This is a genomic window from Sporosarcina sp. GTC18466, from assembly GCF_055389225.1.
The window spans coordinates 3,177,546-3,202,822 of sequence record NZ_AP044037.1 but is presented as its reverse complement, the minus strand read 5'-3'; the positions used below and the strand labels follow the sequence as shown (position 1 = coordinate 3,202,822).

Genomic DNA, 25,277 nt, shown 5'->3' with positions numbered 1-25,277 from the left:
CTGCCTTCCGTCATAAGCCATCCCATATCTGCTCAAGTTTATCTGCATAGAATGTTATTGCGTTCCTGTACTTGCCGATGTTCGAGTCTTCCGATGTTTTTGCAATGCACGTTAACAACAGCTCCATCGCTTTCTGATGGCTGCCCAGATTATACAAAGTCATCGAGTAAAAGATTGCCATCGCCTGATTGTCAGGATAGTTTTCCATTCCTTCTTCCAGTGTGACTTTCGAATTTTCATACTCGCCGAGTGTTCGGTATGTACTCCCCAGGCCGATGTAGGCCGCCTGCTCATCTTCCGTATTCAGCCCGAGGCGCAATGCTTTTATATAAAACGGCACTGCTTCCTTTTCCTTTCCCAGACGATCGAAGCTCCAGGCAGCCTGAAAATTCAAGGCCGCGTGCTCAGGCTCCTTTTCGACAGCCTGCAGAAATGCCTGATTTGATTCAACCAGGCGTCCCTGTTCCCGCAATGATAATGCGTGCTGTAAAATACTCATCATTTCCCCTCCTTTTATTCAGAGGACCAATTCGTATTCCTCTCCCTCTTCGTTGACCACTTTCAGCCGCCCGCTCCTCTTCTCCAAATGTATTAGGATGTAGGGATTGGCCACTGTCCCGTCCGCTTCTACCTCTTTCACTGTAACAAGCGTTTCATCCTCATTAAACGCCACGTCCACTAATTCAAGGCCCACATCCGGGTCTCCCGTTGAGACAACTACAGTACTCTTGTCAAGGGAAGTGCTGATAAGTTTATAGTTCTTCTGATCATACTTCGCTTCCTGCAATTTATTGACGTGCGCCCGAACTGCAGGCTCTTTTTCCAAGTCTTTTGCATCCCACACCCAGTAGTCTTTCGAACAACCGCCTAAGACTAATAGGAAGATGAATAATCCAGCAATTACTTTCTTCATTTTAAACTCTCTCCTATTTATGTACTTTCTGCGAAGTGATCCACCCGCTGGCGATCCTGTTGAACAGGTGAGGGTCAGCAACCGGAAACCCATGTCCCATATCCGGTACTGTTAACAGTTCGGAGCGGGGATTGCTGCCTGCAATCATTTTTGCTGATTTCTGCATGATGCCCTTCTCTTTTTCTCCGACTGTCACTAAAATATCAGCCTGGCAGCCGTTCATATTTCCAGGCAATGAAAAAGACATATTCTCCTGTAACAGTTCAATCAATGTCTGTTTTTTCATCCTCATGCTGTCACGATAATATGCTTCAAACAGTCCGCCGTCCATATATTGCTGCCTGGCCTGTGCTTTGGCAAATGCCCGGCTTTTAATAAGTGGAAACGTCATATGTATAGAGGGTGGAATCATAGGTCTTGCCCATCTCATCGGCATGACGGCCGCGCTGTTAATCATAGCTGTCCGGAAGGCGGCCGGTTCAAGGCTAAGCATATCAAGACAGATTTGAGCGCCGATGGAGAAGCCGATCAAATGGACATTCCGGCCCTTCCGGTTGGACGTAATCCAATCGAGCAGGTCGATTGAGTTGGCCCTGATTGAAAAAGAGGCGTCAGCGCTGCGATCGCCATGTCCTTGAAGGGCGGGGAAGACACAGTGGAAATCATGAAAGGCTTCCATCTGTCCTTCCCACATCCATGGGCCTGCCCCTCCGCCATGCAGAAACAGAAGGAGCGGGCCGTCCTGAGTGCCGGTCTCTACAATCGTCATGAAGCGGATACGCCGAACTGCAACAGATGGGTTGTTTCCGCCTCTGAATCATCGAACACAAATCCGTTCGCCCGGTAGAATGCGTCCGCTTTCGATGACTCTGTCCTAACTGTGATTTCGGAGAAGTAGTGCTTCGCATGGTCGATGATTGCCTGCAGCAGCATGGAACCGACACCCTGGCGCCTTACATCGTCCTGCACATAAAATCGCTGAAGTCTTCCGCTTTTTCCGCCATCCTCGAATGGCGAACGGTTGACTCCGCCGATCCCAACCAACACTCCTTCATCATTTCGTACCCCTAGCAGCGCCTCTCCTTCCTCATTAAACGTATTTGTCCCATCCTCATATTCACTGACAAGCCTTGCCAGGAACCGGTAGCCTTCCGTTTCGCTCTCTCTGACCAGATGTGATACATCATCCATCGATAAGTGCTCAATCTTTTCCACTGAATACGCCATCATCCCATCCTCCTGTTCCTGTTTACCGTCTATATTCGACAAGCGGTCATGCAATTCCTGCAAATCAGGCAAACTGGCCAGCAACAAAAAAGACCAAGTATTCATCGTCTGATCAATACTTGGTCTTTCCATCAATATTGAAATTGAGCCCGGACCGTAGCTTCAATGATTAGCTGTCCCTTTTCAATCGGCGTCTCTTTTGCGCTGGCAGCCATATAAGGCTGAGGTCTCCCAATGGTATTCGCGGGCTCTTCAATAATTTTGACAGGCTTCATGTCAACTTGAAGCTGCATCGTATCGCCAAGTGCCTTTGCTTTCGATTTGGCTTGTTTCAACGCCTTCTGCAGCGCCTGTTCATACAATTGGTCCCTGTTCTCTACTCCAAACTCCAGCTCTCCGATTTGATTGACACCACTTTGCACAGCCGTATCGATAATCCTTCCGGCCATCGACAGATCCCTTACTTTGACCGACACCGAATTAGTGACGACATACCCTCTGAATATCTGCCTGCCGTCTTCGTAATCATAGCGAGGCGTGATGATATAGAAGGCAGTCTGGATATCCTGATCCCGTATGCCGAGCTGCCGCAAGGAACTTAGCACGCGTGCCATGAGTTCCGCGTTCTCATTCACAGCATCCGACGGATTCACACCTTCCGTGACCACTTCAAAGCGAATCGTCATATAATCGGGATCGGCCGCGATACGGCCTGTTCCGGAGACTGTCATGACACGGGCTGCCGGCCGCGTATGCTGCATAATATATGGATAGTACATGAACTTCCACCTTCCTCTTCCGTTCATCCTCTATCCTATGCACACGCCCTGTCCCATGCATATGCAAAAGACCAGAGGGCATCCACCCCCTGGCCCTATACGAGCACTTTGCTGAAAAATGCTTTCGTCCGTTCATGTTCCGGCGCATTGAACAATTTGTCCGGCGGTCCCTCTTCAACAAGAAGCCCGTTGTCCATGAACGCGACCCGATCCCCCATCTCTTTTGCAAAACCCATTTCATGAGTGACGACGACCATCGTCATCCCTTCTAGCGCCAGCTGCTTCATGACGTCTAACACTTCTTTCACCATTTCAGGATCAAGCGCGGAAGTCGGTTCATCAAACAGCATCACTTTCGGCTTCATCGCAAGCGCCCTCGCTATTGCTACCCGCTGCATCTGCCCGCCAGACAGCTGTTCGGGATAAGCGTTTTCCTTGTCGGCGAGTCCCACTTTCTTCAAAAGCTCACGGGCAAGCTGCTTGACTTCCTCCTGCCCCATCTTCCGTATCCGCATAGGAGCAATCGAAATGTTATCGATCACCCGCATATGCGGAAACAGGTTGAACTGCTGAAAAACCATGCCGACCTCTTTCCGGATTTCATTGATATCCGTCTTTGGATCATTCACTTTTACGCCGTCGATCGTGATGTCGCCTGCAGTGACATCTTCCAGAAGATTAATGCACCTGAGAAAAGTGCTTTTCCCCGAACCGCTGGGGCCAATGATACAGATGACCTCCTTTTCTCTGATCTCATAGTCAATCCCTTTCAATACATGCAAATTGCCAAATGATTTCTGCAAACCTTTGATTGTGATCATATGCTGCCTCCTCCTGCCTGCGCGCCTCTGATGCGTGATTTACGCGGGGATGGAACATAGCTGTTGCTGAATCGATTCTCGACATAATTGATCAATTTGCCGAAGATGAACGTCAGCAGCAAGTATAGTACAGCCACAGTCAAGTAGGGCTCCCACGGTCTGAGTGTAGCGGCCGCTACGATTTTCCCCGCATATAGAAGGTCCCCGGCAGCAATGATCGTCACTAACGAAGAATCTTTCATGAGTGCAATCAATTCATTTCCAAAAGGCGGAATCATCCTTCTGAACGCTTGCGGAAGAATAACAAGCCGCATGGCTGTCTTTTGCGGCATGCCGAGCGAACGGGCTGCCTCCATCTGGCCTTTGTCTATGGAATTAATGCCTGCACGGATAATTTCCGCATTATAAGCAGCACTATTCAATGTGAGAGCAAGCGCACCTGAAACAAAGTAGCCGAGTGAGTGCCCAAATATCGTTGGGATGAGGGCCGTGTGGATCAGTAATATCTGTACGAGCAGCGGGGTTCCCCGAAAGAAATCGACATAGTATTTGGCCGGATAGTAAATCCATTTCCGTTTTGACAGTTTGCCTAATCCCACGAATAGACCAAGCAGCACGCCGCAAACATAACCGACGACTGTCAGTGCGAGTGTTATCCCGATTCCCCTTATGAACATCTCACGATAATTCCAAACAGGTTCAAAATTGAATCCTAATATATCCATTGACGCCACCTCCAAGACACGGAATCAATTGCTATGAAAAGACGTTGAGCGATCACTCCACATCCTGGTCTGTAATTTCCTTCAGCTTTCCGCTTTCTTTGATTTTACGAATGCCCTCATTGAGCATATCAAGCACTTCTTTATTCCCTTTCTTCACCATCAGCCCATAATATTCTTTCTCAAAGCTGTCATCTTCCACTGTCTTCAATTTGACATTCGGATTATTTGCCTGGTAATTAATGATGACTGCGTTGTCACCAACAGCCGCATCCGCATTACCGTTGATCATTTCGCTGATCGCGAGAGGCATTGTCTCCGCAGCCAATATTTTCGAGCTTGTTTTTCCAAGCAGTTCTTCTACTGCAAAGTGGCCCGTTGTCCCGAGCTGAACAGCAACCCGCTTATCCTTCAGATCCTGAAAGCTTTCAACATCTGAATCAGTCGGCACAAGAATCAGCTGGTTTGCGACAAAATAGGGATCCGTGAAATCATGTGATTTCTTTCGTTCCTCAGTAATTGTTACAGAAGAAACCGCGAAATCGACTTCTCCATTGGAAACTGCCGGGAATAAAGGATCCCATCCATAATTCTTATACTCTACTTCAAATCCTGCTGCTTCAGCAATCGCATTTACGATATCAATATCGATTCCGACGATGTTACCTTTCTCATCCATGTATTCCATTGGTGCATATGTCGCATCAGTACCGATAACAAGCTTCTTCTTTCCACCTGCTTCAGCTGAATCCGATCCCCCATCAGATGCATTTTTGCTTGATGTGCCGCAGCCTGCCAGAATTGCCCCGATGCAAAGAACAACAACTCCAAGCCAAAACTTCCTTGCCCATTTCTCCATTTGTTCTCCCCCTATCATTCTTGAAAGTTGACTGACTGTCAGAACTTTCATTGATTATATATGAAATCGTTTACTTTCACAACAGTTTTAATAATCTACCACTTACTAAGGGTATATAAAAAACCACCACTTCTAAGCCCATCGGCATACAAGTGGTGGTTTGGGTTATTTAGAAGAACTGTGCGAAGAAGCGGAAAAGAAGACGAAACGGAATGAATAAAATCTCCGGAATCGCAAGCAGGACATCAAGCATCAAATCTCGCCCTGAATACGGCTCGTTGCTTGCCTTCCTTCTCTCTTTCCGCCCGATCATCGTTCTTGCACCTCCGTATCATCACATTCCAGGCAGCGTGACAGCGACCATTAGCAGGAACAGAATCGCGATATAGTTCACAGAGTACAAGAACATGACAGTGGCCCATTTATAATCGTCTTTCGCAAAGAAGCCGCGAATTGCGACGACGAGGAAGCCGATATTTAAGACAGTCGCTAAGACGACGAACAGCATGCCGAGCGATCCTAAGAAGAAAGGAAGCGGCAGCAGGCAGGCGATATAGACGAACGACTGCCGCTTCGTCACGTCAAAACCGCGTACGACCGGCAACATGGCGACATTGGCTGCACTGTACTCCTCATACTTCCGCATGGCGATCGCGAACGTATGCGGCATCTGCCAAATGAACAGGATCAAAAACAGCATGATCGGCACCATATGATAGGCCGGCGCGAGCGCTGCCCATCCGATCATCGGCGTCACCGCACCGGAAACGCTGCCGATTACCGTGTTCAATGTATATCGGCGCTTCGACCACATCGTGTACAGGACGACGTATGTGAACCACCCGATGAATCCCCAGATGGCAGCTTCGAACGTAGTGAAAAACAACATGATCTGACCTGCGGCCGACATGATCAGCCCGATGGCAAGCACAGTGCGAAGCGGAATACTTCCTGTTACAGTCGGTCTTTTTTGGGTGCGCTTCATCACGGTATCGATATCCACGTCGTACCAGTTATTAATGACAAGGGCGCCACCCATCAGAAGCGTGCTGCCGGCAATCGTCAGCCAGAACAGCATCCCGTTCGAGAAGAGGGATTGGCCGGTGAAATATAAGGCCAGCCAGAACCCGACGAACACGGGAAGTACATTGGCGATCAAAACGGGTCCTTTAAACAGAAGCTTTAAATCGGCAATCAGCGTGCCGGACCGTTCCTCTTCACGGGCAGCCTGCTGATCTTGTTCCCTATATGATATTTCCATTTTTTGCGTCATGCATATCCACTCCATAGGTTATATGTTCAGATATTCTTATAAGTAATCATATCACTTGTTCCATTTTATCATAAGCCTTTGATTGATTTGCAACCAATATTTCAAATGTACCTATTCAATCCGTCACATTTTATTCAAAATCGGCGAATATGGGATAGGAGCCGGCCGTTTCTGCCATCATGCTGTATAGCCTGATGAGCCTCGGGATATGTTAGCGGTATAGGGTCTTGAAAGGATGGTTCCCGTGCGAAAATATTATCTTACACTCACCTTGCTATTTTGCTTTCTCGTCGTTCTGCTCGGGGCATGCACGGACCGGACAATTGTGACGGACCGCAAAGAGCCCGCCGGTAAAGTCGGCAGCACATACGGCTTTTCTACGTTCAGCCTGACAATCGACACGGCAGCCCAGCGGCAAGTGGTCTCAGCTAAGTACGATGAAAAGCCTGACCGCATTGAAGCAGAATATACAAACAAAGAAAAAGGAATTTCTTCACATGGAAACAAAGCGGTGCAAAAACTGGAGGGGCTATTTGAAAAGATGGATCTGAATCCCGACATGGATGAGGAAGATATGGTCAAGTCAGCCGCAAAAGCTTTTGGAATCAGCGATTACAAGATGCTGAAGCTCAGCATCAAATTTGCAGGGCATGATGCGAAGGATATGACAATGACAAAATGATACACGTTCGTTCCTTCTCAAATCGGGTATAGAAACGATAGATATCCGACTAGCAGGAGGGATTGCCTATGGAATGGAAAGGCCGCAGGGAGAGCAGGAATGTGGAAGATCGCCGGGGCATGGGAGGCGTCGGCATTGTCGGCGGCGGACTTGGCGGAGTAGTCCTGTTATTGATCGTTATGTTCCTCGGGGGCGATCCGAGCAGCATTTTAAGCGGGCTTGGCAGCGGGACCGAGGACGGCGGAAACTATGTTGAAACCGAACAGGATCAGGAACTTGCCCACTTCGTCTCGGTCGTGCTCGCTGACACAGAGGACGTATGGAGTGAAATTTTTGAGGAAGAGGGAATGGAGTACAGAAATCCGACACTCGTCCTCTATTCGGGCAGCGTCCAATCCGCCTGCGGAACAGCAGGAGCGGCAGTCGGTCCGTTTTATTGTCCCGGTGATGAAAAGCTATACATTGATTTAAGTTTCTATCAGGAACTGCAGAATAAGTTCAATGCGCCGGGCGATTTTGCGATGGCCTATGTGATCGCCCATGAAGTCGGCCACCATGTCCAGAAACTGCTGGGCATCAGCGACCAGATGGCAGCGATCCGGCAGCGGGTCAGTGAGGAAGAGTACAATACGTATTCTGTGCGGCTGGAACTGCAGGCCGATTACTTTGCAGGCGTCTGGGCCAAGCATGAACAAGGGAACGGCCTTCTTGAAGAAGGTGACCTGCAGGAGGCCTTGAACGCGGCAAGCGCGGTCGGCGACGATACCCTCCAAAAACGCGCACGCGGATATGTGGTGCCTGAAAGTTTCACGCACGGGACTTCCGAGCAGCGTGAACGATGGTTCTACAAAGGTTTTGAAAATGGGACGATCGAAGGCGGCGACACATTCAGCGCACGCGATCTATGACATAGCTAAAGACCGGAGAGCAGAAGGTGTGCCTTCTCTCCCCGGTCTTTTCAAATTCAAATGACGCCGGCCACTTCTTCCGACTGTTTATCCAACGCAGCGGCAGATTTTGCAATGGCCAGAAAATCATCCAAAGCAGTCTGGATCTGCAGCTGGCACGATTCCACATGCTGCCGGGCAAGTGTCGTTCCATCCGCGATATTCTGAATCTCCCGCGTGATCGACTCCACGCCTTCCCGGACTTCCACGATCGACTTCTCCACATTCCCGGATAGTTTACGGACCTCTTTCGCCACAACATCAAAGCCTCTGCCGTGTTCTCCTGCGCGCGCCGCCTCAATTGCCGCATTGAGCGCCAGCAGATTCGTCTGCGCCGCAATATCACGGATGGTCTTCACGATATGCTGAATGCTCTCCGCATGCACCTGCAACTGCTCGAGCACCTGCGTATTATTCGCCGAAATGGATGCAATCTGCGTTATGCTGCCGAGCAATTCCTCGCTCCGCTTCGTACCGATATCCGACCGTTCCGCCAGTCCCTCCGCCATCATGCGCAATTCACCCACGACTTCTGTAATGGCGGATTGCCGGTCTGTGATATTCGAAGCGACTTTCGATACACCAATGACACGCCTGCCATCATTACTGAAAATCGGCATATACGTCGCCTCCAGCCAGATCTTTCCGCCGTCCTTCCCCCGCCGTTCCACTTTCTCCTGGCGGCTGATTCCCCTCGCCAGGTCAGTCCACAGATGATGATAATCCCGGCTTTCCACATAAGCAGGAAAACACAATTGCTGATGTTTCATCCCAACCAGCTCATCTTTTGAATATCCTACGGCATTGGCAAAATTATCATTGACGTAAACAATCGTACGATCCATATCAAACCGTATAATTGATAAATTCTTCTCCAGCGCTTTGACGACATGATCGTCTGTCACCTGCTCGAGCTCTGTATGTGCCCCCATCTCCAGCCTCCCTATTTCCCAATCCTCTTGTGACTATCGTAATGTAACTTATATTCTATATAAGCATATTGTCGAAGGAATTGGAATAGGTTGGATGGTTTTATTTCTTCAACCGAACTAATGTAGGCAAATCTACATACTGCATGACCATCAAGAAAACGGCAAAGAGCCGAATCCGCTCTTTGCCGCTTCTTCAAAATGTATTACTTCGTTACAGGTACGGATACGGATGCTTTGACCAATACGCCATTTGCGTCAGTCAAATTGGTAACCGTATTATTCGTGGATACCTTCAGGTTGTTGCCTGCCACTACCTGCTCGTAGTTGCTAGTTCCAGGTACTACATTGATGATTACTTTCTTTCCGTTCACGGATGTGGATGCTGTAGCATTACCAACTTCGAACGTTGCTGTGTCGCTTGTAATTGTCAAATCTTGAAGCACTTTAGCAATATCATTTCCGAAAGCATCTGCTTTGATGTTTTCGTCAAATGTCAATTCAATTGAATTGCCTGTAACTCTAGCAGATGTCAAAGTGGCAGGAGTGTTGTCTGTCACTGTAACTGTTGCCGTTGTTGTTGCAAACGGTTTTCCGGATGCATACGTCAAATCTTTTGCAGTCAGAGTGGCCGGTCCGCTTGTTGTAATGGAGTCCTTGGCAGGCAATTTCACTGTAATTACTTTGTGATTTGCATCGATCGATACATCACTGCCAACAGGAAGTGCTTGCCCGTCAAGCGTGAAGTGGGATAGGCCAACGTTCTGCGCGACGAATTTCTCACCATTCGGTGCAGTTACAGTAAAGATGTTCACGTTTTGATCGCCAGCCATGTTTGCAATTACTGCTTCTTGCGGCTGAACAGCTGTTGTATTATCGACTGCTACCGGGGAAGTCATGGCAACGGCGTTCAAGTTGCCGTTCGTATCTTTGATAGCGCCAGCTTCTAATCTCACTGTATAAGAACCTGTAGCCAATTGGCTGTTCGAAGCCATTGAGATGACAAGGATGTTCCCGTTTTTGACCGAAACGTTAGTACCTGTCAACTCCACATTATCTTTACGGAGCTTGACCTTTGCTGCATCAGCAACAGAGATGTTCTTTGTCATAGTCACTTCAATCGCTTTGCCGTCAAGAGACTGTTTCACAGATTGGACAGCAGGAGCAGTCGTGTCTTTTACAAGAGTCACATTTTTTGTCGTAAGCGCATTGGCAGTGCCGCTAACGCCTGTAAATGCCTTGTCTGTGAATGTAACTGTAAAGTTCTCAGTTGTTCCGTTCGCAAATGTAGCATCGCCGAATGTAATATCATATTTTGTTCCATCCGGATTAACGGCAGCTGGAGCTTTTGTGACTGTGTACGTGTTGGTCACCTGGCCGTTGGATTTTGTTACAACCAATCCTTTTTGCGCTAGGATATTAATATTGGACTGTTTGTCAAGTGCTTTGTTGAAAGTTACCCGTACAGTGTCATTCGAAACCTGCTCAATGTTCCCTACAGAAAGTGCTGTTGCATCTTGAGTGATGGAAACAGAACCATTATAGGCATCAAGCAGATTGCCAGCAGCATCTCGAAGGCCTGCGATATATAATGTTGCAGATGTTCCTGCCGCAACTGTTTCAGGACGTTTGAAAGTCAATTTGTTTGTAGGTCCTTCAATAGCTTCGAATTCAACAGGCTGTCCATTCACGCGAAGTACTTGTCCAGTTAATTGATCGATTGGCTTGGAAAGTGTCACTTCAATTTTATCATTTGCAGGATTATACGTCACGCCTGTTACAGCAGGAGCTTTTGTATCGTTCGCTGTGAATTTGCCATAGAAGTTCTCCATCGGCTTGACTGTGTCTTTTTTCACAACTCCGCTCACTTTGACGTCATAGTTCCCTTTGAAGAACTCTGTCGATGGCGCAAGTACTGTCAATACTTTCCCATCCTTGCTCAAAGTTGCTGTCTTACCTTTCAAATCTCCATTCAAAATACCGGCACCAGATTCATTGGATGTTCTTGTCAGAGTAATAACGCCAGACTTCAATTTACCGTCCGTCATCACGCTTCCAGTCTCGATTGGATTATTGAAAGTGACAACCAATTCTTTTGCATTCTCGCTAGTAACCGAAGCCACTTCAAGATTAGGATTCTCTCCAACTACTACTGTCACTACCAAGTCCTCAGCGTGGTTTCCAGCTTTGTCGACTGCACTGTATGTCACTTTGTATGTGCCAGATGTTTTTGTGTCAATTGCTGTTACGCGCTCGCCAGCTTCGTTTGTGATGACGCTTGTGACTTCTACAGTTTCATCTGTATTGTCAGTCGCTGTCACAGTCGGCATTGTGAACGTTTCGCCGTATTTGACATTCAACGTTTTTTCGCCGTTATAGACAAGTTTAGGTGCTTCCTTGTCAGTCTTGTCTTCTACTTTTACATTGGAAGCTTTGTAAAGGAATGTTGCGAACTGACCGCGTGTTGTTGTGCTTTTCGGCATGAATTTGCCGTCTGCTGTATGTGTGATGTCAAAGTAGTCAAGAACATCGATATATGGACGGGCTTCCGCTTTTGCAGCTGCAAGGTCCGTCACTTCTTTCGTGAACTCGTCTTCTTTCACTAGGTTTACAAGATCAGTTTTATAGACAGCATCGTATGCACGTACAAGGACCATCGCCATGTTCTCGCGTGTGATGTCATTTGCTGCGCCGAGCGTGCCGTTTTCATATCCGCCGAATACGCCATTGTCTTTGACGAGGGCTGCGGATTTCAAAAGTTCTTCATTTGTTTTTGATGTCAAATCTTTAAAACGAGGATTCGTTTTGTAATCTGAAGGAACTTCATAGCCCATGTTTTGCAGCCACTTGCCCATCATCTTGACAACATCCGAACGGGATAATGTCTTATTCGGCTTGAATGTGCCGTCCGGGTATCCGCCGATGATGCCTTGTGCAACTAGTGCATTGATGGAAGTCTCATGGGTATTCCCCTTCACATCCGGGAATTCCTTTGTTGCCGCGCTCGCGACTGGTGCGACTGCTGATGCGATCAATGCAGCTGAAGCGGCTCCTACTATGAAATTACGATACTTTTTTGGTTGGTTGTCCATTACATAACTTCCTCCTCTTTGTTGAATAACTCTAATAAGGGCATTGCTAGTCCCATATAGTTTTACCCTCGCTACACATTATTAATCTTATTTTATCAAAAAGATAGTGGTAAAAACCGGTTTCCGTTCCAGACTAGCAATCTACTTATCACTCTATCTTCCTGGTAACGAAGCTGCCCAACGCCATTCCGGCATTCTATCTATTAATAAAAACAGTAAAATAGAAACATATTTATGCAAATCAAAAGCCCTCTTGCTTTCTGGGCAAGAGGGCACATTGCTGCCTATTGTCCTTCTGATTTATTCGACTTCTTCAAAAACATCTGATAGATCGGCTTCAGCGATTTTGGCGTAAGCTCTATATTGTTTTCGTGCGCGTATTTCACAGCATGTCCGAGCGCGACCGTCATTCCGCCTGCGACGCTTGCCCCGATGACCGTCCCTGCACCAGGCACCACTTTCACGACTTGGCGGAAGATGGTCTTGCCAATATTCCCGACGACTGTTGCAATGATCAATTCCTTCGCATTGTCCTTTGAGATCGGCTTTCCATATAGAGTGGACAGTTTCAGCATCAGGCTCACCTGCAGTGCAGTCAGAGGTACGAAATCGGAACCTGGAATCGGCACGGCCCCGATTGTCGCGGCTGATGCGCCCGCCCCTAAGATCCAACGGTTTGCGACGGAAGACTTATCTGCCAAATTTGCGGCGAGGAGGATGTCCTTTTTTTTTAGTTCCAGAATGTCGAGGATCTCTCTCTGAAGCGCCGCCATATTTTCGCCCGTACGGGATGAGATCGGAATGACAGGATATTCGAAATCGGTATGCTGCTTGATATAGTTGACGAGGGATGCAATATCATCCGCTGCATCAATCTTATTCAGCACGATCAGGATGTCTTTGTTAACTTTGGCTATTTTCTTTAGTGACACTAGTTCCGTTTCAGAGAGTACTGAACCTGCCGCGTTCAGGAAGAACAGGACGACATCCGCTTTCTTATAGAACTTCATCGTCTCTTGGGAATGTTCGCTGTATATATCATCCAGCCCCGGCGTGTCGACAAAGATGATTTTCTCCTGATAGATGAATTTTTTGATCTCCTGCGTCTCGCCCGGCTTCGCTCCGACACCTGCCACTTCCGCACCCATCAGCCGGTTGACGGTCGATGATTTGCCTGCATTGACATCGCCGATCATAGCTATGAGCACTTCCCGTTCAAGCTGTTCGTTGATCTCTTCGGATTTCTCCTTGAATATAGCATCGAATTGCTGATCACTCATAAAATCCTTCATTTGCAACGCACCTTCTTTCCATCTTCGGTATGTATGACAATAGCATGGCCTGCTATATATACGTAAAGACATGCCGTACGGATTCATTTTATCCAAATACCCGTTCTTACTGGTTGAATAACCTTTCAATCAGGAAAAGAGGACCGCCATCATGGCCGGCCCTCCACTTGTTATTCTTTGAATAAAGTCCTTGAATACAGCAAGCCGGCAATCCCTACACAGATGAATAGGATGGCGCGGACGAGCACGGAAATGCTAGCCATATCCACGAAGAACAATTTAAGAAATGCAATGCCTAGAAGCACAACACCGATGATTTTGATGGCTTTCCAGTTTCTCCATCTTCCCACGCTGATCGAAAGAAACGCGTACAGAAATAGAAGGAACGTCTGGATGAGCAGCACATATTCCCAGTTCCAATTGTACCCGATTGCAATGGAAAGATACCATTTGTTCAAGAATATGAAATACACAACCTGCATGACAATTGCTATTCCCGGCAGGAATGATGAAGCCCTCCCCGGCATGAAATAGAACTTGCCGATTGCAAGGTTTCGCAGCTGAAGCGTCAAAAGCAGCACATAGACGACCTGGACAAACAGATTGAGAGGCAGACCGTCAGAATCCACGAAATTCGCCAGCGGCATAAACAGCACAAACAGGCCGAGAAGCAAAAACCCGATTGCTGCCGCATGAGCAGCGTAGATGCCTCGCTTCCATCGATGGAGAAGGAAATACGCAGAGAACAGGAATAGATAGACAAAGATCAATATGTGGACGACTGTCAACAGATTGAATGCTGTCCCCTTCAGCATAGACGATACGATATACGCCACATAGATCAGTGATATGGCCTGCGGAAAAATCATGCTTCCGTCAACCAAGCGCTCCCTGCCTTCCAGGAATGCTGGCGGCCGCTGAATCGCCAAATAGATAATCAGGACAAGCGTATACATGAAAATCAGCCAGACAACATTTTCAATCGACACGAACGAGTCGATCTGGACCAATGTCAGGACAGCGGATGCTGCTATTACATACAGAGCTCCTCCTGCGATCAACGGCCTTAGTGAAGAGATGCGGAGCCCGATCCAGATGCCGAGCGTCGCATTGACGAGCAGCAGTGTCAATTGGATCAATGGTTCATCCAGCTTTAATGACAGGATGAGCATCGCAGCAGCAACAATCGCAATGGCCGGCATGACGGAACGCATCCTCTGATCTCTCTGTCTCACTGCCAGCAGTGATAATCCGCCATACAGGACGACTAGAAGGCTGTAAAGGACAAGCCGCAGCGTCTGGTCAGCCGCTATGATCCAGAGAAAAGTGAACATCGCATTCAAATACAGGATGATTTCCCCTGCGGCCGCCTTGCCCCAATTCCGCTGCAGCATATAGAAGGCAAGCAGCATCATATGCTGAGCTGCTACCGTGTAGACGACGGTATTCAGATTGATATGAGGCAAGTTGATCAGCATGTAAAAGACCATGGTGAAATGGAACAGACCGAATGTCACGTAAAACGAATACCGATGTTTCTGCCAAAGAGAAACGAAAAACAGTGACAGGAAGAACAGCAAAATATAACCGCAAAACTGGAATTCAGAAGTCCTGACGCCTTCCAGGAGAAATGGCAGGAGAAACCCTGCGATTGCTGAAAAGACGGTGAGCGTCTCCGATTTCAGGCGGCTAGAGAGCCAAAGCCCTGCTGCAATGAAAGCGATGCCGATCAGGAAGACCATAATATAATGAAAGTATCCATACAAATGATGTGCGGCAAATGTCGTCAGTATGCCGATCGCCATGAATCCGCCGAGAAGCGTCAATCCGAATCCTCTGCGTGATCTACGGATATTCCGCATGCCAAAGAAATACAGCAATCCAGCCCCCATATATCCGAGCGCAATCCGCAGCACATCCGTCACCCAGCCGTTATCGATGGCGACTTTGAGCCCCCAAAGGACACCTACAATGAGGATGAACATGAAGAGACGCGGCAGCCACGTGCCAAGAATCCGCTCAAAATTACCGCTGCTAGTCGGGGGTGCAGGTTTCTCGCCAGTGGAAATCCGAAATTCGAATGGTTCCGTCTCGTTACGGATTTCGGATATGAACATGTTTCCGATCAGTTCCTCTTCCGGAGGAGCGTTAGGTGGTGATTCCGTTTCCATCCTCTCAGGCTGCGGCATTCCTTCATACTTTGTTTGCGGTTCTTCTGTGACACTGTCGCGCAGTTCTTCTTTCGTATCTTGTCTCTCTTCAGCCAAATTGGCGATTTCCTTCTTCAATAAAATCATTTCATGTTCCAGTTCTTCCATCCGCTTCACTAAGGGATCTAGTTCAGAAGGCAATCCATTCACCTCTTTCCATCCAATGCTTTTTATTGATTGTATCATAATCTATTAATTTGTTATGTTGCTAATAGAGCGTTTTGATTAACTAAGTAATAAGTATTTGGTATGTAATTTCTGTTTTTCTTGATGATGAACTTGTATGTTTCTAATGGATCCATCAAAAAAGCACCTCCGTGATGGAAGTGCTTTTTTAGATGGTGAGGGGAGGTCCCCCCCATTCTCCGACTCGCTAACAACTTGCTTCTCTCGTTCAAGCGTACCGGCGATGCACTTTTTTGCCGTCGTAGGAGAAGACGATTTGTTTGTCGTCAACAACCGTCTCCAGATGGACGAGCCGGCCCCAGAGCTGGTGGATATAGGGAAGCACATTTTCCAAGTATGGGAAATCCAGTTCGATCCCTTCATATTGATGGACGAGATACAATTCGCCGTTCCGTACATAATCACCGTCGTGTACGGTGATATAAGGGAAACCCCCATTCACCCGGTTTGCGACGATCTGATTTCGCACCGCTTCGTATTCTTTGTCGGTAATCGTATAATGGCTGCCTTTCTTTTCAAAAATGTAAAGATCCTCACGGGCAATCAAATCCTTCGTCAGGAAATTGCGGATGAAGGAAATATCGGAATCCATCTCCCGCACCTGGAAAATCTTCTCTCTGCCCGACCCAGGCGTGATGCCGTATTCCCGCATTTCTTCCGTCGGATGGTCATAGCGCTTTTCGATATCTTCAAAGATTTTCAGCCCAAGGTAATACGGATTGATGGACGTGCGTGAAGGCTGGATGACATTCGCGTTCAAGGTGGCGAACTCAATCGTCTCGTCGGAGGTCAAATCCATTTCCCGGATGATGCGCTGATGCCAGAAGGTTGCCCACCCTTCGTTCATGATTTTCGTATCCATTTGCGGCCAGAAGTAGAGCATTTCCTCACGCATCATCGTTAAAATATCACGCTGCCATTCCTCAAGCTCCCGGCTATGCCGTAAGATGAACAGCAGCAAATCCTTTTCCGGCGAGGCGGGCACGCGCTTGCGCTTCGCGGTTGCCCCACTCGCCAATTCCCGCTTTCCATCCAGAGACCAGAGATCATCATACGGGGTCTGAATGACGGCCGGCGTTGTTTCATCCTCGTCTTTCTCTTCATTGAAAAGGCGGTTGAGCGATGGATCGACATGTTCCTGGATCGCCAGCACAGCATCGAGGAAATGCTCCACTTCCTCTTTACCGTGGATCATCTCATATGCAGAGATCCGTTCCGCAGTTGCGGTCATGCTTTCGACCATATCACGCCGAGTCCGCGAGAAATGGACATTGTTCTTGAAGAAATCACAATGCGCGAGGACATGCGCGACGATCAGTTTGTTCTGAATCAAGCTGTTTGTATCAAGCAGGAATGCATAGCATGGATCCGAATTGATGACAAGTTCATAGATCTGGCTCAGGCCGAGATCATATTGCAGCTTCATCCGGTGGAATTGCTTCCCGAAGCTCCAATGCGAGAAACGTGTCGGCATCCCGTACGCGCCGAATGTATAAATGATATCCGCCGGGCAGATTTCATAGCGCATCTGATAGAAATCGAGCCCGAAGCCTGTGGCAATTTCCGTGATTTCATCGATGGCCCGGTGCAGTTCTTTAAATTCCATCAGAAAGCCCCCTCTGCCTGTTTGTGAAAAAACTTTTTCAAAGCATGATAGACGTCTTTCTGCTCTTTCAAGACATACGGGATGAATTTTGGATCCTCGATCTTCTCATAGGCGTTTCGGAGTGTCGAATAGCGGGAGTGGCTGTTGACCTCCCCGTAACCGAACATATTGGACAGCTCCATGAGCTCATTCACCAGTTTGATGCATTTCGGATTGTCACTCGACATGTTCTCGCCGTCCGAGAAATGGAACGGGTAAATATTGTACTGGGATGGCGGGTATTTTTCGTGGATCAATTCAAGCGCCTTTGTATAGGCTGTCGAGCAGATCGTTCCCCCGCTCTCCCCTTTCGTGAAAAACTCTTCTTCCGTAACGACCTTGGCCTCCGTATGATGCGCGATGAATTCCAGTTCAACATGTTCATACTTTGTGCGGAGGAAGCGTGTCATCCAGAAAAACACGCTGCGCGCCATATATTTTTCGAACTTCCCCATCGATGCGCTCGTATCCATCATCATGAGGACGACCGCTCTTGAATGGGGCCGCTTCACTTCATCCCACGTCTTGAACCGGAGATCATCATTATGGATAGGAGCAATCTCCGCTTTTCCCTTCATGGCGTTCCGTTTGATGGCACTTAGAATCGTCCGTTTCTTATCAATATTTCCAATCAGGCCTTTCTTGCGGATGTCGTTGAACACGATAGAGTCAATTGTCACATCCGCCTGTTCCTTCTGCTGCATCCTTGGCAGTTCGAGCTCTTTGAAGAGCACTTCTTCGAGCTCCGCGAGTGAAATTTCCGCTTCGTAATAATCGCTGCCCGCCTGGTCTCCCGCCTGCTTCCCCTGGCCCTGTCCTTGCCCTTTAGCACTGCCGTCTTTCGCGATCACGTCACCCACTTCGGAGGAACCGCCGCCTTGCCCGACATGTTTCCGCTTCTCATAATTGTATTTAATCTTATATTCATCCAATGAACGGATCGGGATTTTGACCTTTTTCCGGCCGTCCGACATAATGATGCTTTCTTCGCTGATGAGGTCCGGCAAATTGTTCTTGATCGCTTCCTTCACTTTTTCCAAGTGACGCTGCTGATCCGTATGCCCTTTCCGGTGAAGAGACCAGTTTTCCTGAGAGACGACAAAACTTTTCTGATTTTCGTTCATGCTCATCCTCACCCCATCCTTGTACCGATTGTTTCTTTCATCATATGCAATACGGAATCGGTTATTGACCAATTCTCTATAGTCAAAAAACAGGCGAAGGACACCGGTTCCGGCTCCCCCGCCTGTCACAATCACCTGTTCAGAAGGCTGCCGACATAGCGCAGCAAATCGTTCGCGGACGTTGAATTATATCCGTAATCATCAATAAGGCGGGCAACAACCTCATTGATCTTTTTCAATTGGGACTCATCCGGCGCTGCTTGAGACGTCGTGATCTTCACGACATCCTTCAAATCGGCGAACAGCTTCTTCTGGATGGCTTCCCGCAACCGCTCATGCGATTTATAATTGAACCGCTGACCTTTCCTAGCAAAAGCGGAAATCCGGATGAGGATCTCTTCGCGGAACGCCCGCTTCGCATTTTCCGAGATGCCGATCTGCTCCTCGATCGACCGCATCAGTTTCTCATCTGGACTCATCTCTTCCCCGGTAAGCGGATCGCGCAGTTTGTGCTTGTTGCAGAACGCCTCGACATTATCCAGATAATTGTCCATCAGCGTCTTCGCCGATTCCTCATAGGAATAGACGAATGCCTTCTGCACTTCCTTCTTCGCGATATCGTCATATTCCTTACGGGCAATTGAAATATAATTGAGGTACCTCTCCTTGTCTTCAGCTGAAATGGAAGCGTGCTGATCGAATCCGTCCTTCAGCGATCGAAGCACATCAAGCGCATTGATGGCGGGCACTTCTTTTCGGATGATGGCAGACGAGATCCGGTTGATGACATACCGCGGATCGATGCCGTCCATCCCTTCGTCCGGGAATTCCTTCTTCAGCTCCGCCAAGTCATTGAAACTGTAACCATCCACATTCTCCCCGTCGTACAGCCTCATCTTCTTGACGATATCAATGCCTTGCTTCTTTGACATTTTCAGCCGCGTCAGCACCGAGAAGATCGCCGCCACGCGGAGCGCATGCGGTGCGATATGGACGTGAGCCATGTCGCTGTCCTTGATCATCTTTTCGTAAATACTTTCTTCCTCGCTCACCTTCAAGTTGTACGGGATCGGAATGACGATGATCCTCGAATGGAGCGCCTCGTTTTTCTTATTGGAAATGAACGATCGGTATTCCGTCTCGTTTGTATGGGCGACGATCAATTCATCCGCACTGATCAGCGCGAAGCGGCCCGCCTTGAAATTCCCTTCCTGCGTCAATGACAACAAATGCCATAGGAACTTTTCGTCAAGTTTGAGCATTTCCTGAAATTCCATGATGCCGCGGTTCGCCTTGTTCAGTTCGCCGTCGAAGCGGTAGGCGCGCGGATCGGATTCCGATCCGAATTCCGCAATCGTTGAGAAGTCGATGCTTCCGGTCAGATCGGCGATGTCCTGCGACTTCGGATCAGACGGCGTAAAAGTTCCGATGCCGACCCGCTTATCTTCGGAGAAGAAGATCCGTTCGACGGGCATCTCTTCAATTTTACCTCCGTACTCCTTTTCAAGGCGCATCGTATTCAGCGGAGATAAGCTCCCTTCGATGCGGATGCCGAATTCCTCGTAAAAATCTTCTCGCAGATGATGCGGGATCAGATGCAGAGGATCCTCATGCATCGGGCAGCCTTTAATGGCATAGACCGCTCCTTCATCTGTCTGCGAATAGGCCTCAAGCCCGCGCTTAAGCATCGTCACGATCGTGGATTTCCCGCCGCTCACCGGTCCCATCAAGAGAAGAATCCGTTTCCGAACATCCAGGCGTTTTGCAGCTGGATGGAAGTACTCCTCCACGAGCCGCTCAATCGCTTCTTCCAAACCGAAAATGTCGTCATCGAAAAAATGATAATGCGTATGTCCGTCTTTCTTCGTGGAGCCAAAGCTTTCGATCATATGATAAACACGAGAATGTGCCGACTGGCCGACTTCCTTTCGCTCCCGAAGCAACTCCAAATACTCCGCAAACGTCCCTTCCCACTTCAACTGGTCCTCATTGTCGCGGGCCAGCTTCACTTTTTTCAAAATATCCATCCTGTTCCCCCCAGTTGGAGCATGATTTGAACTAGTCTATGCACCCGGCTTCGTAATGATGTTATGGATTTGGATTACCCTCAGCGTTTCGATTGTTTGACCTGGCTGACCCTGCGTTTTACAATGGACAAACCGCCAAGCAATAAGACGGAAAATCAGACATCAGGAGGATGCATCTTATGAAAAAACTTTTTATGCTGACAGCGGTCGCCCTAGTACTCGCGGCTTGCGGAAACGACAAGTCGGACACGCAGCCTGACACTGACAAGCCGGCTTCTACAACAACCGTGGATCCGGCAGCAGAACAGCAAAATACCGATAACAGCAACGCAGAAACTTCCGAGGCTGCTGATTCAAGCGAGAATGCCGGGACACAAGCAGAGGATATGAAGAATGATGAACTGGCTGATTATGAGGAATACAGCGTCCTCGCAGACCAGATCGACCTTTCCTCCTATCAAGCGGTCATCGAAACTGATAATCCCGGCACAAGGGTCATCCTTTTCGAAGACGCTGATGGCAGCAAGAAATTCAAGAGTGTCTATGTAAAACATGACAACCATCTGAAAATCATCGACTTGAAGGATGACGGTCTTCTATACAACGATCAATTGAATTGATGACAGCGCAAAAAAGCTTGAAACGGCGGATCAGTCAGATCCTGCCGTTTCAAGCTTTTTATTTGATTGCAATGCTGTATAGAAAAATGCACGCGGTGAAACCTATTCGTACCGAAAGGAGATGAAACACCGTATGTTGCCTTTAGAGACTGCTATTGAGGGAAGACAAGCACGTTTTGGTTCATTCCGCAGTTCCGTGGACGGCCTTGGCTACAAACTAGGTGGCGGCTGGGATTATGACGGCGGCTGTTTTGATACGATACTTCATAGGGAAGGCGGAGAAACAATCTATCTGCGTGTCCCATTTGAGGCCCGCCATGGCGAACTGGATGATGACAATGCACAAATCGTCTTTTCAACGCCCTATGTCATAAAACATGTTGTCCACATTGGGCTCGACATGGATGCAAGTTCGCTTGCTACTGCCTCTTTCAATCAGTTCCAGGAACCGATTGATAAAGACGCGTCCATACAGGACAAAAGCCGCTGGCAGGAAGCCGGCGAACAGGCAGTGGAGGAAATCATCCAGCTCCTGCAATAACTCCGCCGAACGTCTGAGAGGATAAGCTATCCGCTCTCAGACGTTTGTTTCCTTTTCAGCTACATACTCATCGTTGCCAGCCTTCATTCCGAACAGCAGCACAAGTACCGATGCAACCAGCAAGGTGATCAGCGAAATATCCCAGTTTCCAGTCATGTCATAAAGGGAGCCGAAGACGACCGGGCCAGCGGCTGCAAGCAGATAGCCGAGCGATTGCGCCATGCCCGATAGTTCCGCAGCCTGCATCGGAGTATGGGTCCGAAGGGTGAAGAACATCATCGCGAGTCCGAATGATGAGCCGCCTGCAATTCCTAGGGAGATCATCCAGACGACTACGAGTTCAGGCGGTCCGGCCAAAATCCCGAGAAACCCGATGAGATAAAGCAGGACCAGCCCTGCTACAAGCGGACGCTGTGTCTTCAGTTTGCCCGCCACGACAGGAATGATGAATGTCATCGGCAATTGGGCAAACTGCAGCAAGGAAAACAGCCATCCCGCCTGCCCTGCACTGATGCCGCTCGATTTCAGCACTTCCGGCAGCCACGCCGATAAGGTGTAAAACAGCAAGGACTGCAATCCCATGAAAAACATGACGCTCCACGCAACAGGTGATTTGAAGAGGGTCGACGATTTCTTTTGGAGATGCTTGGAGACAGGCGGCGCTGCTATTTTCTTCTTCCTGATCTGCGGCAGCCAGATAAATAAGGCCACAAGTGCAAGGACGGCCCATATGCCAAGTGCGCCTTGCCAGCCGAACTGCGTCTTTTCATAAATCGGTACGCTTAATCCGGATGCGATGGTTGCAGAGATATTCATTGATACGGAATAGATGCCCGTCATCAGGCCGATATGTAGCGGGAAGCTCATCTTAAGCAGCGCTGGAAGCAAAACATTGCCAAAGGATATGGCGACCCCGATCAAGAACGTGCCTATGAATAAAGTGGACGCCGGACCGATGGAGCGCAGGACGATGCCCCCTGTCAGCAGACAAAGTGCCAGGAACAATGTCAATTCCATCCCTAAACGGCTCGATACTCGGGGAGCGAATGGGGACACTAGCGCAAAGGCCAGAAGCGGGATTGTCGTGATCAAACCGGCTGTTACGCTCGAGATATCAAGCGCCTCTTGAATCGGAGCGATAATCGGACCAACAGAAGTAAGAGGAGAACGGAGAGTTGTGGCGATGAAAATGATGCCAATCAGCAATAACCAGCTGGGTCGCTCGAACGTAAGTTTTTTAGATATGCGTATTTCCGTCTCTTTCACTCGGTTCACCCTCTCATGTACTAATATCATTCAGTTGCTCTTTCAAGAATATCATAGTGAGGGGATTCAGAATAGGGCAATCCCCTCTTTTCTGCCTATCCGCAGACAGCAGCCAGAATAGTTTCCGATGTGCCATTGCCTCTCTCGATTAAGATGCATTCGGTCACTAATAACTTTCAGTCCTTAGTTTTGCAAATGTATATATTGTGATATACTCGATTTATTACTAGGTACTAATAGAAGGTAATAGACTTATACCAGTCCAGGAGGTCATTATGGAAGATTTACTGAAATTGAAGGGAAAGAATATCGTTGTCATGGGTGTAGCGAACGAGCGGAGCATCGCATGGGGGATTGCAAAGTCATTGTTTGAAGTAGGAGCGAATGTCATTTTCACATACCGGAAAGAACGCTCCCTCGCAAAGCTTGAAAAAGCACTTGAGAAAAATGGTCTCGAACCTAAAATGATCGTCCAGTGTGATGTCAATGAAGATGAAAGCGTCGAGCATGCTTTCACGCAAATCGGTGAGACGTTCGGCACAATCCACGGCGTCGTCCACTCGATTGCGTTCGCAAATTCGGAGGACCTGCATGATGACTACATCAACACCTCCCGTGACGGATATGCATTCGCCCAAGATTCCAGCTCCTACTCCCTTGTCGCGACGGCACGCGAAGCACGCCGCTACATGACCGAAGGCGGTTCTATCATCACGATGAGCTATCTAGGCGCAGAACGGGTCCTTGAAGGCTATAATGTGATGGGCGTCGCGAAAGCGGCACTGGAAGCATCCGTCCGTTATCTGGCGCTTGATCTTGGAAAAGACGGAATCCGCATCAACGCCATCTCAGCTGGCGCAGTACGCACTCTTTCCGCAAAAGGCGTGCCATCCTTCAACACCATTCTCGGCCAGATCGAGGAACGGGCTCCCCTGAAACGCAACATCACAAATGAAGAAGTCGCGAAAATGTCCATCGCCATGCTCAGCGACCTCTCAAGCGGCGTCACCGGCGAAATCGTCTATGTCGATGCGGGCTATAATATTATGGGATAAAGAAGCGCCAAGGCTGCCGCCTTGGCGTTTCTTTATCTTGTAATCAGCCAGCTGCCTGTTGACCGGGATCGTCTTAAATATGTCAGCAGAAATCCAGCCCTATCCCTACCTTTAGCCATTCAACCATGCGATAATTGAAGTTGTACGCTTGGAGGTGCAAACCATGAAGAAAAAGCCGATCTACGTGGAGATCCATATGGAGACCGATCTTCCTGCTATCTGGAACGCTTCGCAGGATCCTGCCCTGCACTCCCAGTGGGATCTCAGGTTCTCCTCCATCACCTACTTGCCAAAAGAGAACGGCAAGCCACAGTTGTTCACTTACCAGCGGAGCGTGCTCCCTTTCCTGACCGTGGAAGGTTGGGGGAAAAGCACAGGCTCGTCAAATAATAAGGATGGCACCCGTTCATCCGCACTTCATTTCGGGACAGACCAATGGTTTTCGCCGATCAAGGAAGGCAAAGGCTATTGGAAATACATCCCCGAGGAATCCGGCACGACATTTTTGACGCAATACGACTATGAGCCGAATTTTGGAAAGTTCGGCCGCTCGTTGGATGCACTTATATTCCGTCCCATTATGGGATGGGCGACCGCCTTGAGTTTTGACGTATTGAAGCGCTGGCTGGAACGGGGGGAAACCCCGGCGTCTCAATATTTGCGGTTTTTCACGTACTACGGACTCGCATTGCTTTTCGCCTTCGTCTGGCTTTACCAAGGCATTGTCCCGAAACTCGTCGCCCTCCATCCTAAAGAGCAATCGATGATCGGGATTGCGTTGCATTTGACAGAACACCAGGCGGCGTCCGCGGTTCTCTCTGTCGGCGTCCTTGAAGCTTTATTCGGTCTGCTGTGGCTCCTGTATAAGAGGAAAAAGCATTTGTTTGCCCTGCAGATGATCGTGTTTCCCATCTTGACTTCGGGCGCACTGCTGACCGAGCCGGGCATCGCCGCTCATCCTTTTAATCCAATCGTTTTGAATAGTACGCTGCTTGCCATTTCGATCATCGGTTATTTTCATGGCCGCGATGTTCCGACAGCGGCGTCCTGCAAGAGGAGGCGATGAA

23 protein-coding genes and 2 pseudogenes are annotated in these 25,277 nt (G+C 48.6%); 6 read left to right on the top strand and 19 right to left on the bottom strand.

Annotation, left to right across the window (positions count from 1 at the left end; all coding sequences use genetic code 11):
* Positions 1-10: 10 nt before the first annotated feature.
* The 10 genes from ACZ5FK_RS16145 to cyoE all read right to left on the bottom strand — a co-directional run bounded on the left by ACZ5FK_RS16145 (position 11) and on the right by cyoE (position 6,594).
* A complete protein-coding gene (locus ACZ5FK_RS16145) occupies positions 11-502 on the bottom strand; it encodes a tetratricopeptide repeat protein (protein ID WP_464805857.1) in 492 nt (163 codons plus the stop codon).
* A gap of 15 nt (positions 503-517) precedes the next feature.
* On the bottom strand, positions 518-913 hold the full coding sequence (locus ACZ5FK_RS16140; protein WP_464805856.1) for a hypothetical protein: 396 nt from the start codon (positions 911-913) through the stop codon (positions 518-520).
* Positions 914-926: 13 nt separating this feature from the next.
* Positions 927-1,682: an alpha/beta fold hydrolase gene (locus ACZ5FK_RS16135; protein ID WP_464805855.1), complete on the bottom strand. Its 756-nt coding sequence runs from the start codon at positions 1,680-1,682 to the stop codon at positions 927-929.
* Positions 1,679-2,140 carry a GNAT family N-acetyltransferase gene (locus ACZ5FK_RS16130; protein WP_464805854.1) on the bottom strand — a complete coding sequence of 154 codons (462 nt, stop codon included), beginning with the start codon at positions 2,138-2,140 and terminating at the stop codon, positions 1,679-1,681. The genes ACZ5FK_RS16135 and ACZ5FK_RS16130 overlap by 4 nt, the downstream gene beginning before the upstream one ends.
* Positions 2,141-2,271: 131 nt before the next feature.
* The gene (locus ACZ5FK_RS16125; RefSeq protein ID WP_464805853.1) at positions 2,272-2,919 is read right to left on the bottom strand and encodes an SIMPL domain-containing protein; all 648 of its coding nucleotides are present in this window, start codon (positions 2,917-2,919) and stop codon (positions 2,272-2,274) included.
* A gap of 95 nt (positions 2,920-3,014) precedes the next feature.
* Positions 3,015-3,740: an amino acid ABC transporter ATP-binding protein gene (locus ACZ5FK_RS16120; protein WP_464805852.1), complete on the bottom strand. Its 726-nt coding sequence runs from the start codon at positions 3,738-3,740 to the stop codon at positions 3,015-3,017.
* On the bottom strand, positions 3,737-4,465 hold the full coding sequence (locus ACZ5FK_RS16115; RefSeq protein WP_464805851.1) for an amino acid ABC transporter permease: 729 nt from the start codon (positions 4,463-4,465) through the stop codon (positions 3,737-3,739). The genes ACZ5FK_RS16120 and ACZ5FK_RS16115 overlap by 4 nt, the downstream gene beginning before the upstream one ends.
* A 52-nt stretch (positions 4,466-4,517) precedes the next feature.
* Positions 4,518-5,321, bottom strand: coding sequence for a basic amino acid ABC transporter substrate-binding protein (locus tag ACZ5FK_RS16110; protein WP_464805850.1), 804 nt, complete (start codon positions 5,319-5,321; stop codon positions 4,518-4,520).
* A gap of 169 nt (positions 5,322-5,490) precedes the next feature.
* Entirely contained in the window at positions 5,491-5,634 is a 144-nt protein-coding gene (locus ACZ5FK_RS16105) for a hypothetical protein (RefSeq protein ID WP_464805849.1), read from the bottom strand.
* 21 nt (positions 5,635-5,655) lie between these two features.
* A complete protein-coding gene (gene cyoE / locus ACZ5FK_RS16100) occupies positions 5,656-6,594 on the bottom strand; it encodes a heme o synthase (RefSeq protein ID WP_464805848.1) in 939 nt (312 codons plus the stop codon).
* Positions 6,595-6,838: 244 nt separating this feature from the next.
* On the opposite strand from cyoE, the gene ACZ5FK_RS16095 reads away from it, so the two are divergent.
* Positions 6,839-7,276: a YusW family protein gene (locus ACZ5FK_RS16095; RefSeq protein WP_464805847.1), complete on the top strand. Its 438-nt coding sequence runs from the start codon at positions 6,839-6,841 to the stop codon at positions 7,274-7,276.
* Between the two features lie 68 nt (positions 7,277-7,344).
* Positions 7,345-8,184, top strand: a complete 840-nt coding sequence (gene ypfJ, locus ACZ5FK_RS16090; protein WP_464805846.1) for a KPN_02809 family neutral zinc metallopeptidase — start codon at positions 7,345-7,347, stop codon at positions 8,182-8,184.
* A gap of 56 nt (positions 8,185-8,240) precedes the next feature.
* Here the strand turns inward: ypfJ and ACZ5FK_RS16085 are convergent.
* The 8 genes and pseudogenes from ACZ5FK_RS16085 to ACZ5FK_RS16050 all read right to left on the bottom strand — a co-directional run.
* Positions 8,241-8,582: pseudogene (locus ACZ5FK_RS16085) on the bottom strand (methyl-accepting chemotaxis protein); the annotation flags it as partial.
* A 240-nt stretch (positions 8,583-8,822) separates the two neighbouring features.
* Positions 8,823-9,068 (bottom strand): annotated as a pseudogene (locus ACZ5FK_RS16080) (PAS domain-containing protein); the annotation flags it as partial.
* A gap of 290 nt (positions 9,069-9,358) precedes the next feature.
* Positions 9,359-12,244 carry an S-layer homology domain-containing protein gene (locus ACZ5FK_RS16075; protein ID WP_464805845.1) on the bottom strand — a complete coding sequence of 962 codons (2,886 nt, stop codon included), beginning with the start codon at positions 12,242-12,244 and terminating at the stop codon, positions 9,359-9,361.
* A 284-nt stretch (positions 12,245-12,528) separates the two neighbouring features.
* Positions 12,529-13,536 (bottom strand): GTPase, encoded by a 1,008-nt coding sequence (locus tag ACZ5FK_RS16070; protein WP_464805844.1) that lies wholly within the window; start codon positions 13,534-13,536, stop codon positions 12,529-12,531.
* Between the two features lie 170 nt (positions 13,537-13,706).
* Positions 13,707-15,887 (bottom strand): DUF2339 domain-containing protein, encoded by a 2,181-nt coding sequence (locus ACZ5FK_RS16065; RefSeq protein ID WP_464805843.1) that lies wholly within the window; start codon positions 15,885-15,887, stop codon positions 13,707-13,709.
* A 253-nt stretch (positions 15,888-16,140) separates the two neighbouring features.
* Entirely contained in the window at positions 16,141-17,538 is a 1,398-nt protein-coding gene (locus ACZ5FK_RS16060) for a SpoVR family protein (protein ID WP_464805842.1), read from the bottom strand.
* Complete coding sequence (gene yhbH / locus ACZ5FK_RS16055) at positions 17,538-18,707, bottom strand: sporulation protein YhbH (protein WP_464805841.1); 1,170 nt, start codon at positions 18,705-18,707, stop codon at positions 17,538-17,540. Before yhbH ends, ACZ5FK_RS16060 begins: the two co-directional genes overlap by 1 nt.
* A gap of 125 nt (positions 18,708-18,832) precedes the next feature.
* Entirely contained in the window at positions 18,833-20,728 is a 1,896-nt protein-coding gene (locus ACZ5FK_RS16050; protein ID WP_464805840.1) for a PrkA family serine protein kinase, read from the bottom strand.
* A gap of 179 nt (positions 20,729-20,907) precedes the next feature.
* Between ACZ5FK_RS16050 and ACZ5FK_RS16045 the strand changes: the two genes are divergently transcribed.
* Both ACZ5FK_RS16045 and ACZ5FK_RS16040 read left to right on the top strand, forming a co-directional pair.
* Positions 20,908-21,348, top strand: coding sequence for a hypothetical protein (locus ACZ5FK_RS16045; protein ID WP_464805839.1), 441 nt, complete (start codon positions 20,908-20,910; stop codon positions 21,346-21,348).
* 133 nt (positions 21,349-21,481) lie between these two features.
* Positions 21,482-21,889 (top strand): YugN family protein, encoded by a 408-nt coding sequence (locus ACZ5FK_RS16040; protein WP_464805838.1) that lies wholly within the window; start codon positions 21,482-21,484, stop codon positions 21,887-21,889.
* Between the two features lie 36 nt (positions 21,890-21,925).
* Here the strand turns inward: ACZ5FK_RS16040 and ACZ5FK_RS16035 are convergent, their stop codons facing one another.
* Positions 21,926-23,185, bottom strand: coding sequence for a CynX/NimT family MFS transporter (locus ACZ5FK_RS16035; protein ID WP_464805837.1), 1,260 nt, complete (start codon positions 23,183-23,185; stop codon positions 21,926-21,928).
* Between the two features lie 245 nt (positions 23,186-23,430).
* Between ACZ5FK_RS16035 and fabI the strand changes: the two genes are divergently transcribed.
* Positions 23,431-24,210 (top strand): enoyl-ACP reductase FabI, encoded by a 780-nt coding sequence (gene fabI, locus ACZ5FK_RS16030; protein ID WP_464805836.1) that lies wholly within the window; start codon positions 23,431-23,433, stop codon positions 24,208-24,210.
* A gap of 163 nt (positions 24,211-24,373) precedes the next feature.
* Positions 24,374-25,276: a DoxX-like family protein gene (locus ACZ5FK_RS16025; RefSeq protein ID WP_464805835.1), complete on the top strand. Its 903-nt coding sequence runs from the start codon at positions 24,374-24,376 to the stop codon at positions 25,274-25,276.
* The last annotated feature ends 1 nt before the right edge of the window (position 25,277 follow it).

Excerpts from the sequence above, each read along its gene's own strand:
- ACZ5FK_RS16145 (WP_464805857.1), bottom strand. The coding sequence starts at position 502 with ATGATGAGTATTTTACAGCACGCATTATCATTGCGGGAACAGGGACGC.
- ACZ5FK_RS16140 (WP_464805856.1), bottom strand. The coding sequence starts at position 913 with ATGAAGAAAGTAATTGCTGGATTATTCATCTTCCTATTAGTCTTAGGC.
- ACZ5FK_RS16135 (WP_464805855.1), bottom strand. The coding sequence starts at position 1,682 with ATGACGATTGTAGAGACCGGCACTCAGGACGGCCCGCTCCTTCTGTTT.
- ACZ5FK_RS16130 (WP_464805854.1), bottom strand. The coding sequence starts at position 2,140 with ATGGCGTATTCAGTGGAAAAGATTGAGCACTTATCGATGGATGATGTA.
- ACZ5FK_RS16125 (WP_464805853.1), bottom strand. The coding sequence starts at position 2,919 with ATGTACTATCCATATATTATGCAGCATACGCGGCCGGCAGCCCGTGTC.
- ACZ5FK_RS16120 (WP_464805852.1), bottom strand. The coding sequence starts at position 3,740 with ATGATCACAATCAAAGGTTTGCAGAAATCATTTGGCAATTTGCATGTA.
- ACZ5FK_RS16115 (WP_464805851.1), bottom strand. The coding sequence starts at position 4,465 with ATGGATATATTAGGATTCAATTTTGAACCTGTTTGGAATTATCGTGAG.
- ACZ5FK_RS16110 (WP_464805850.1), bottom strand. The coding sequence starts at position 5,321 with ATGGAGAAATGGGCAAGGAAGTTTTGGCTTGGAGTTGTTGTTCTTTGC.
- ACZ5FK_RS16105 (WP_464805849.1), bottom strand. The coding sequence starts at position 5,634 with ATGATCGGGCGGAAAGAGAGAAGGAAGGCAAGCAACGAGCCGTATTCA.
- cyoE (WP_464805848.1), bottom strand. The coding sequence starts at position 6,594 with ATGACGCAAAAAATGGAAATATCATATAGGGAACAAGATCAGCAGGCT.
- ypfJ (WP_464805846.1), top strand. The coding sequence starts at position 7,345 with ATGGAATGGAAAGGCCGCAGGGAGAGCAGGAATGTGGAAGATCGCCGG.
- ACZ5FK_RS16075 (WP_464805845.1), bottom strand. The coding sequence starts at position 12,244 with ATGGACAACCAACCAAAAAAGTATCGTAATTTCATAGTAGGAGCCGCT.
- ACZ5FK_RS16070 (WP_464805844.1), bottom strand. The coding sequence starts at position 13,536 with ATGAAGGATTTTATGAGTGATCAGCAATTCGATGCTATATTCAAGGAG.
- ACZ5FK_RS16060 (WP_464805842.1), bottom strand. The coding sequence starts at position 17,538 with ATGGAATTTAAAGAACTGCACCGGGCCATCGATGAAATCACGGAAATT.
- yhbH (WP_464805841.1), bottom strand. The coding sequence starts at position 18,707 with ATGAGCATGAACGAAAATCAGAAAAGTTTTGTCGTCTCTCAGGAAAAC.
- ACZ5FK_RS16050 (WP_464805840.1), bottom strand. The coding sequence starts at position 20,728 with ATGGATATTTTGAAAAAAGTGAAGCTGGCCCGCGACAATGAGGACCAG.
- ACZ5FK_RS16045 (WP_464805839.1), top strand. The coding sequence starts at position 20,908 with ATGAAAAAACTTTTTATGCTGACAGCGGTCGCCCTAGTACTCGCGGCT.
- ACZ5FK_RS16040 (WP_464805838.1), top strand. The coding sequence starts at position 21,482 with ATGTTGCCTTTAGAGACTGCTATTGAGGGAAGACAAGCACGTTTTGGT.
- ACZ5FK_RS16035 (WP_464805837.1), bottom strand. The coding sequence starts at position 23,185 with ATGATATTAGTACATGAGAGGGTGAACCGAGTGAAAGAGACGGAAATA.
- fabI (WP_464805836.1), top strand. The coding sequence starts at position 23,431 with ATGGAAGATTTACTGAAATTGAAGGGAAAGAATATCGTTGTCATGGGT.
- ACZ5FK_RS16025 (WP_464805835.1), top strand. The coding sequence starts at position 24,374 with ATGAAGAAAAAGCCGATCTACGTGGAGATCCATATGGAGACCGATCTT.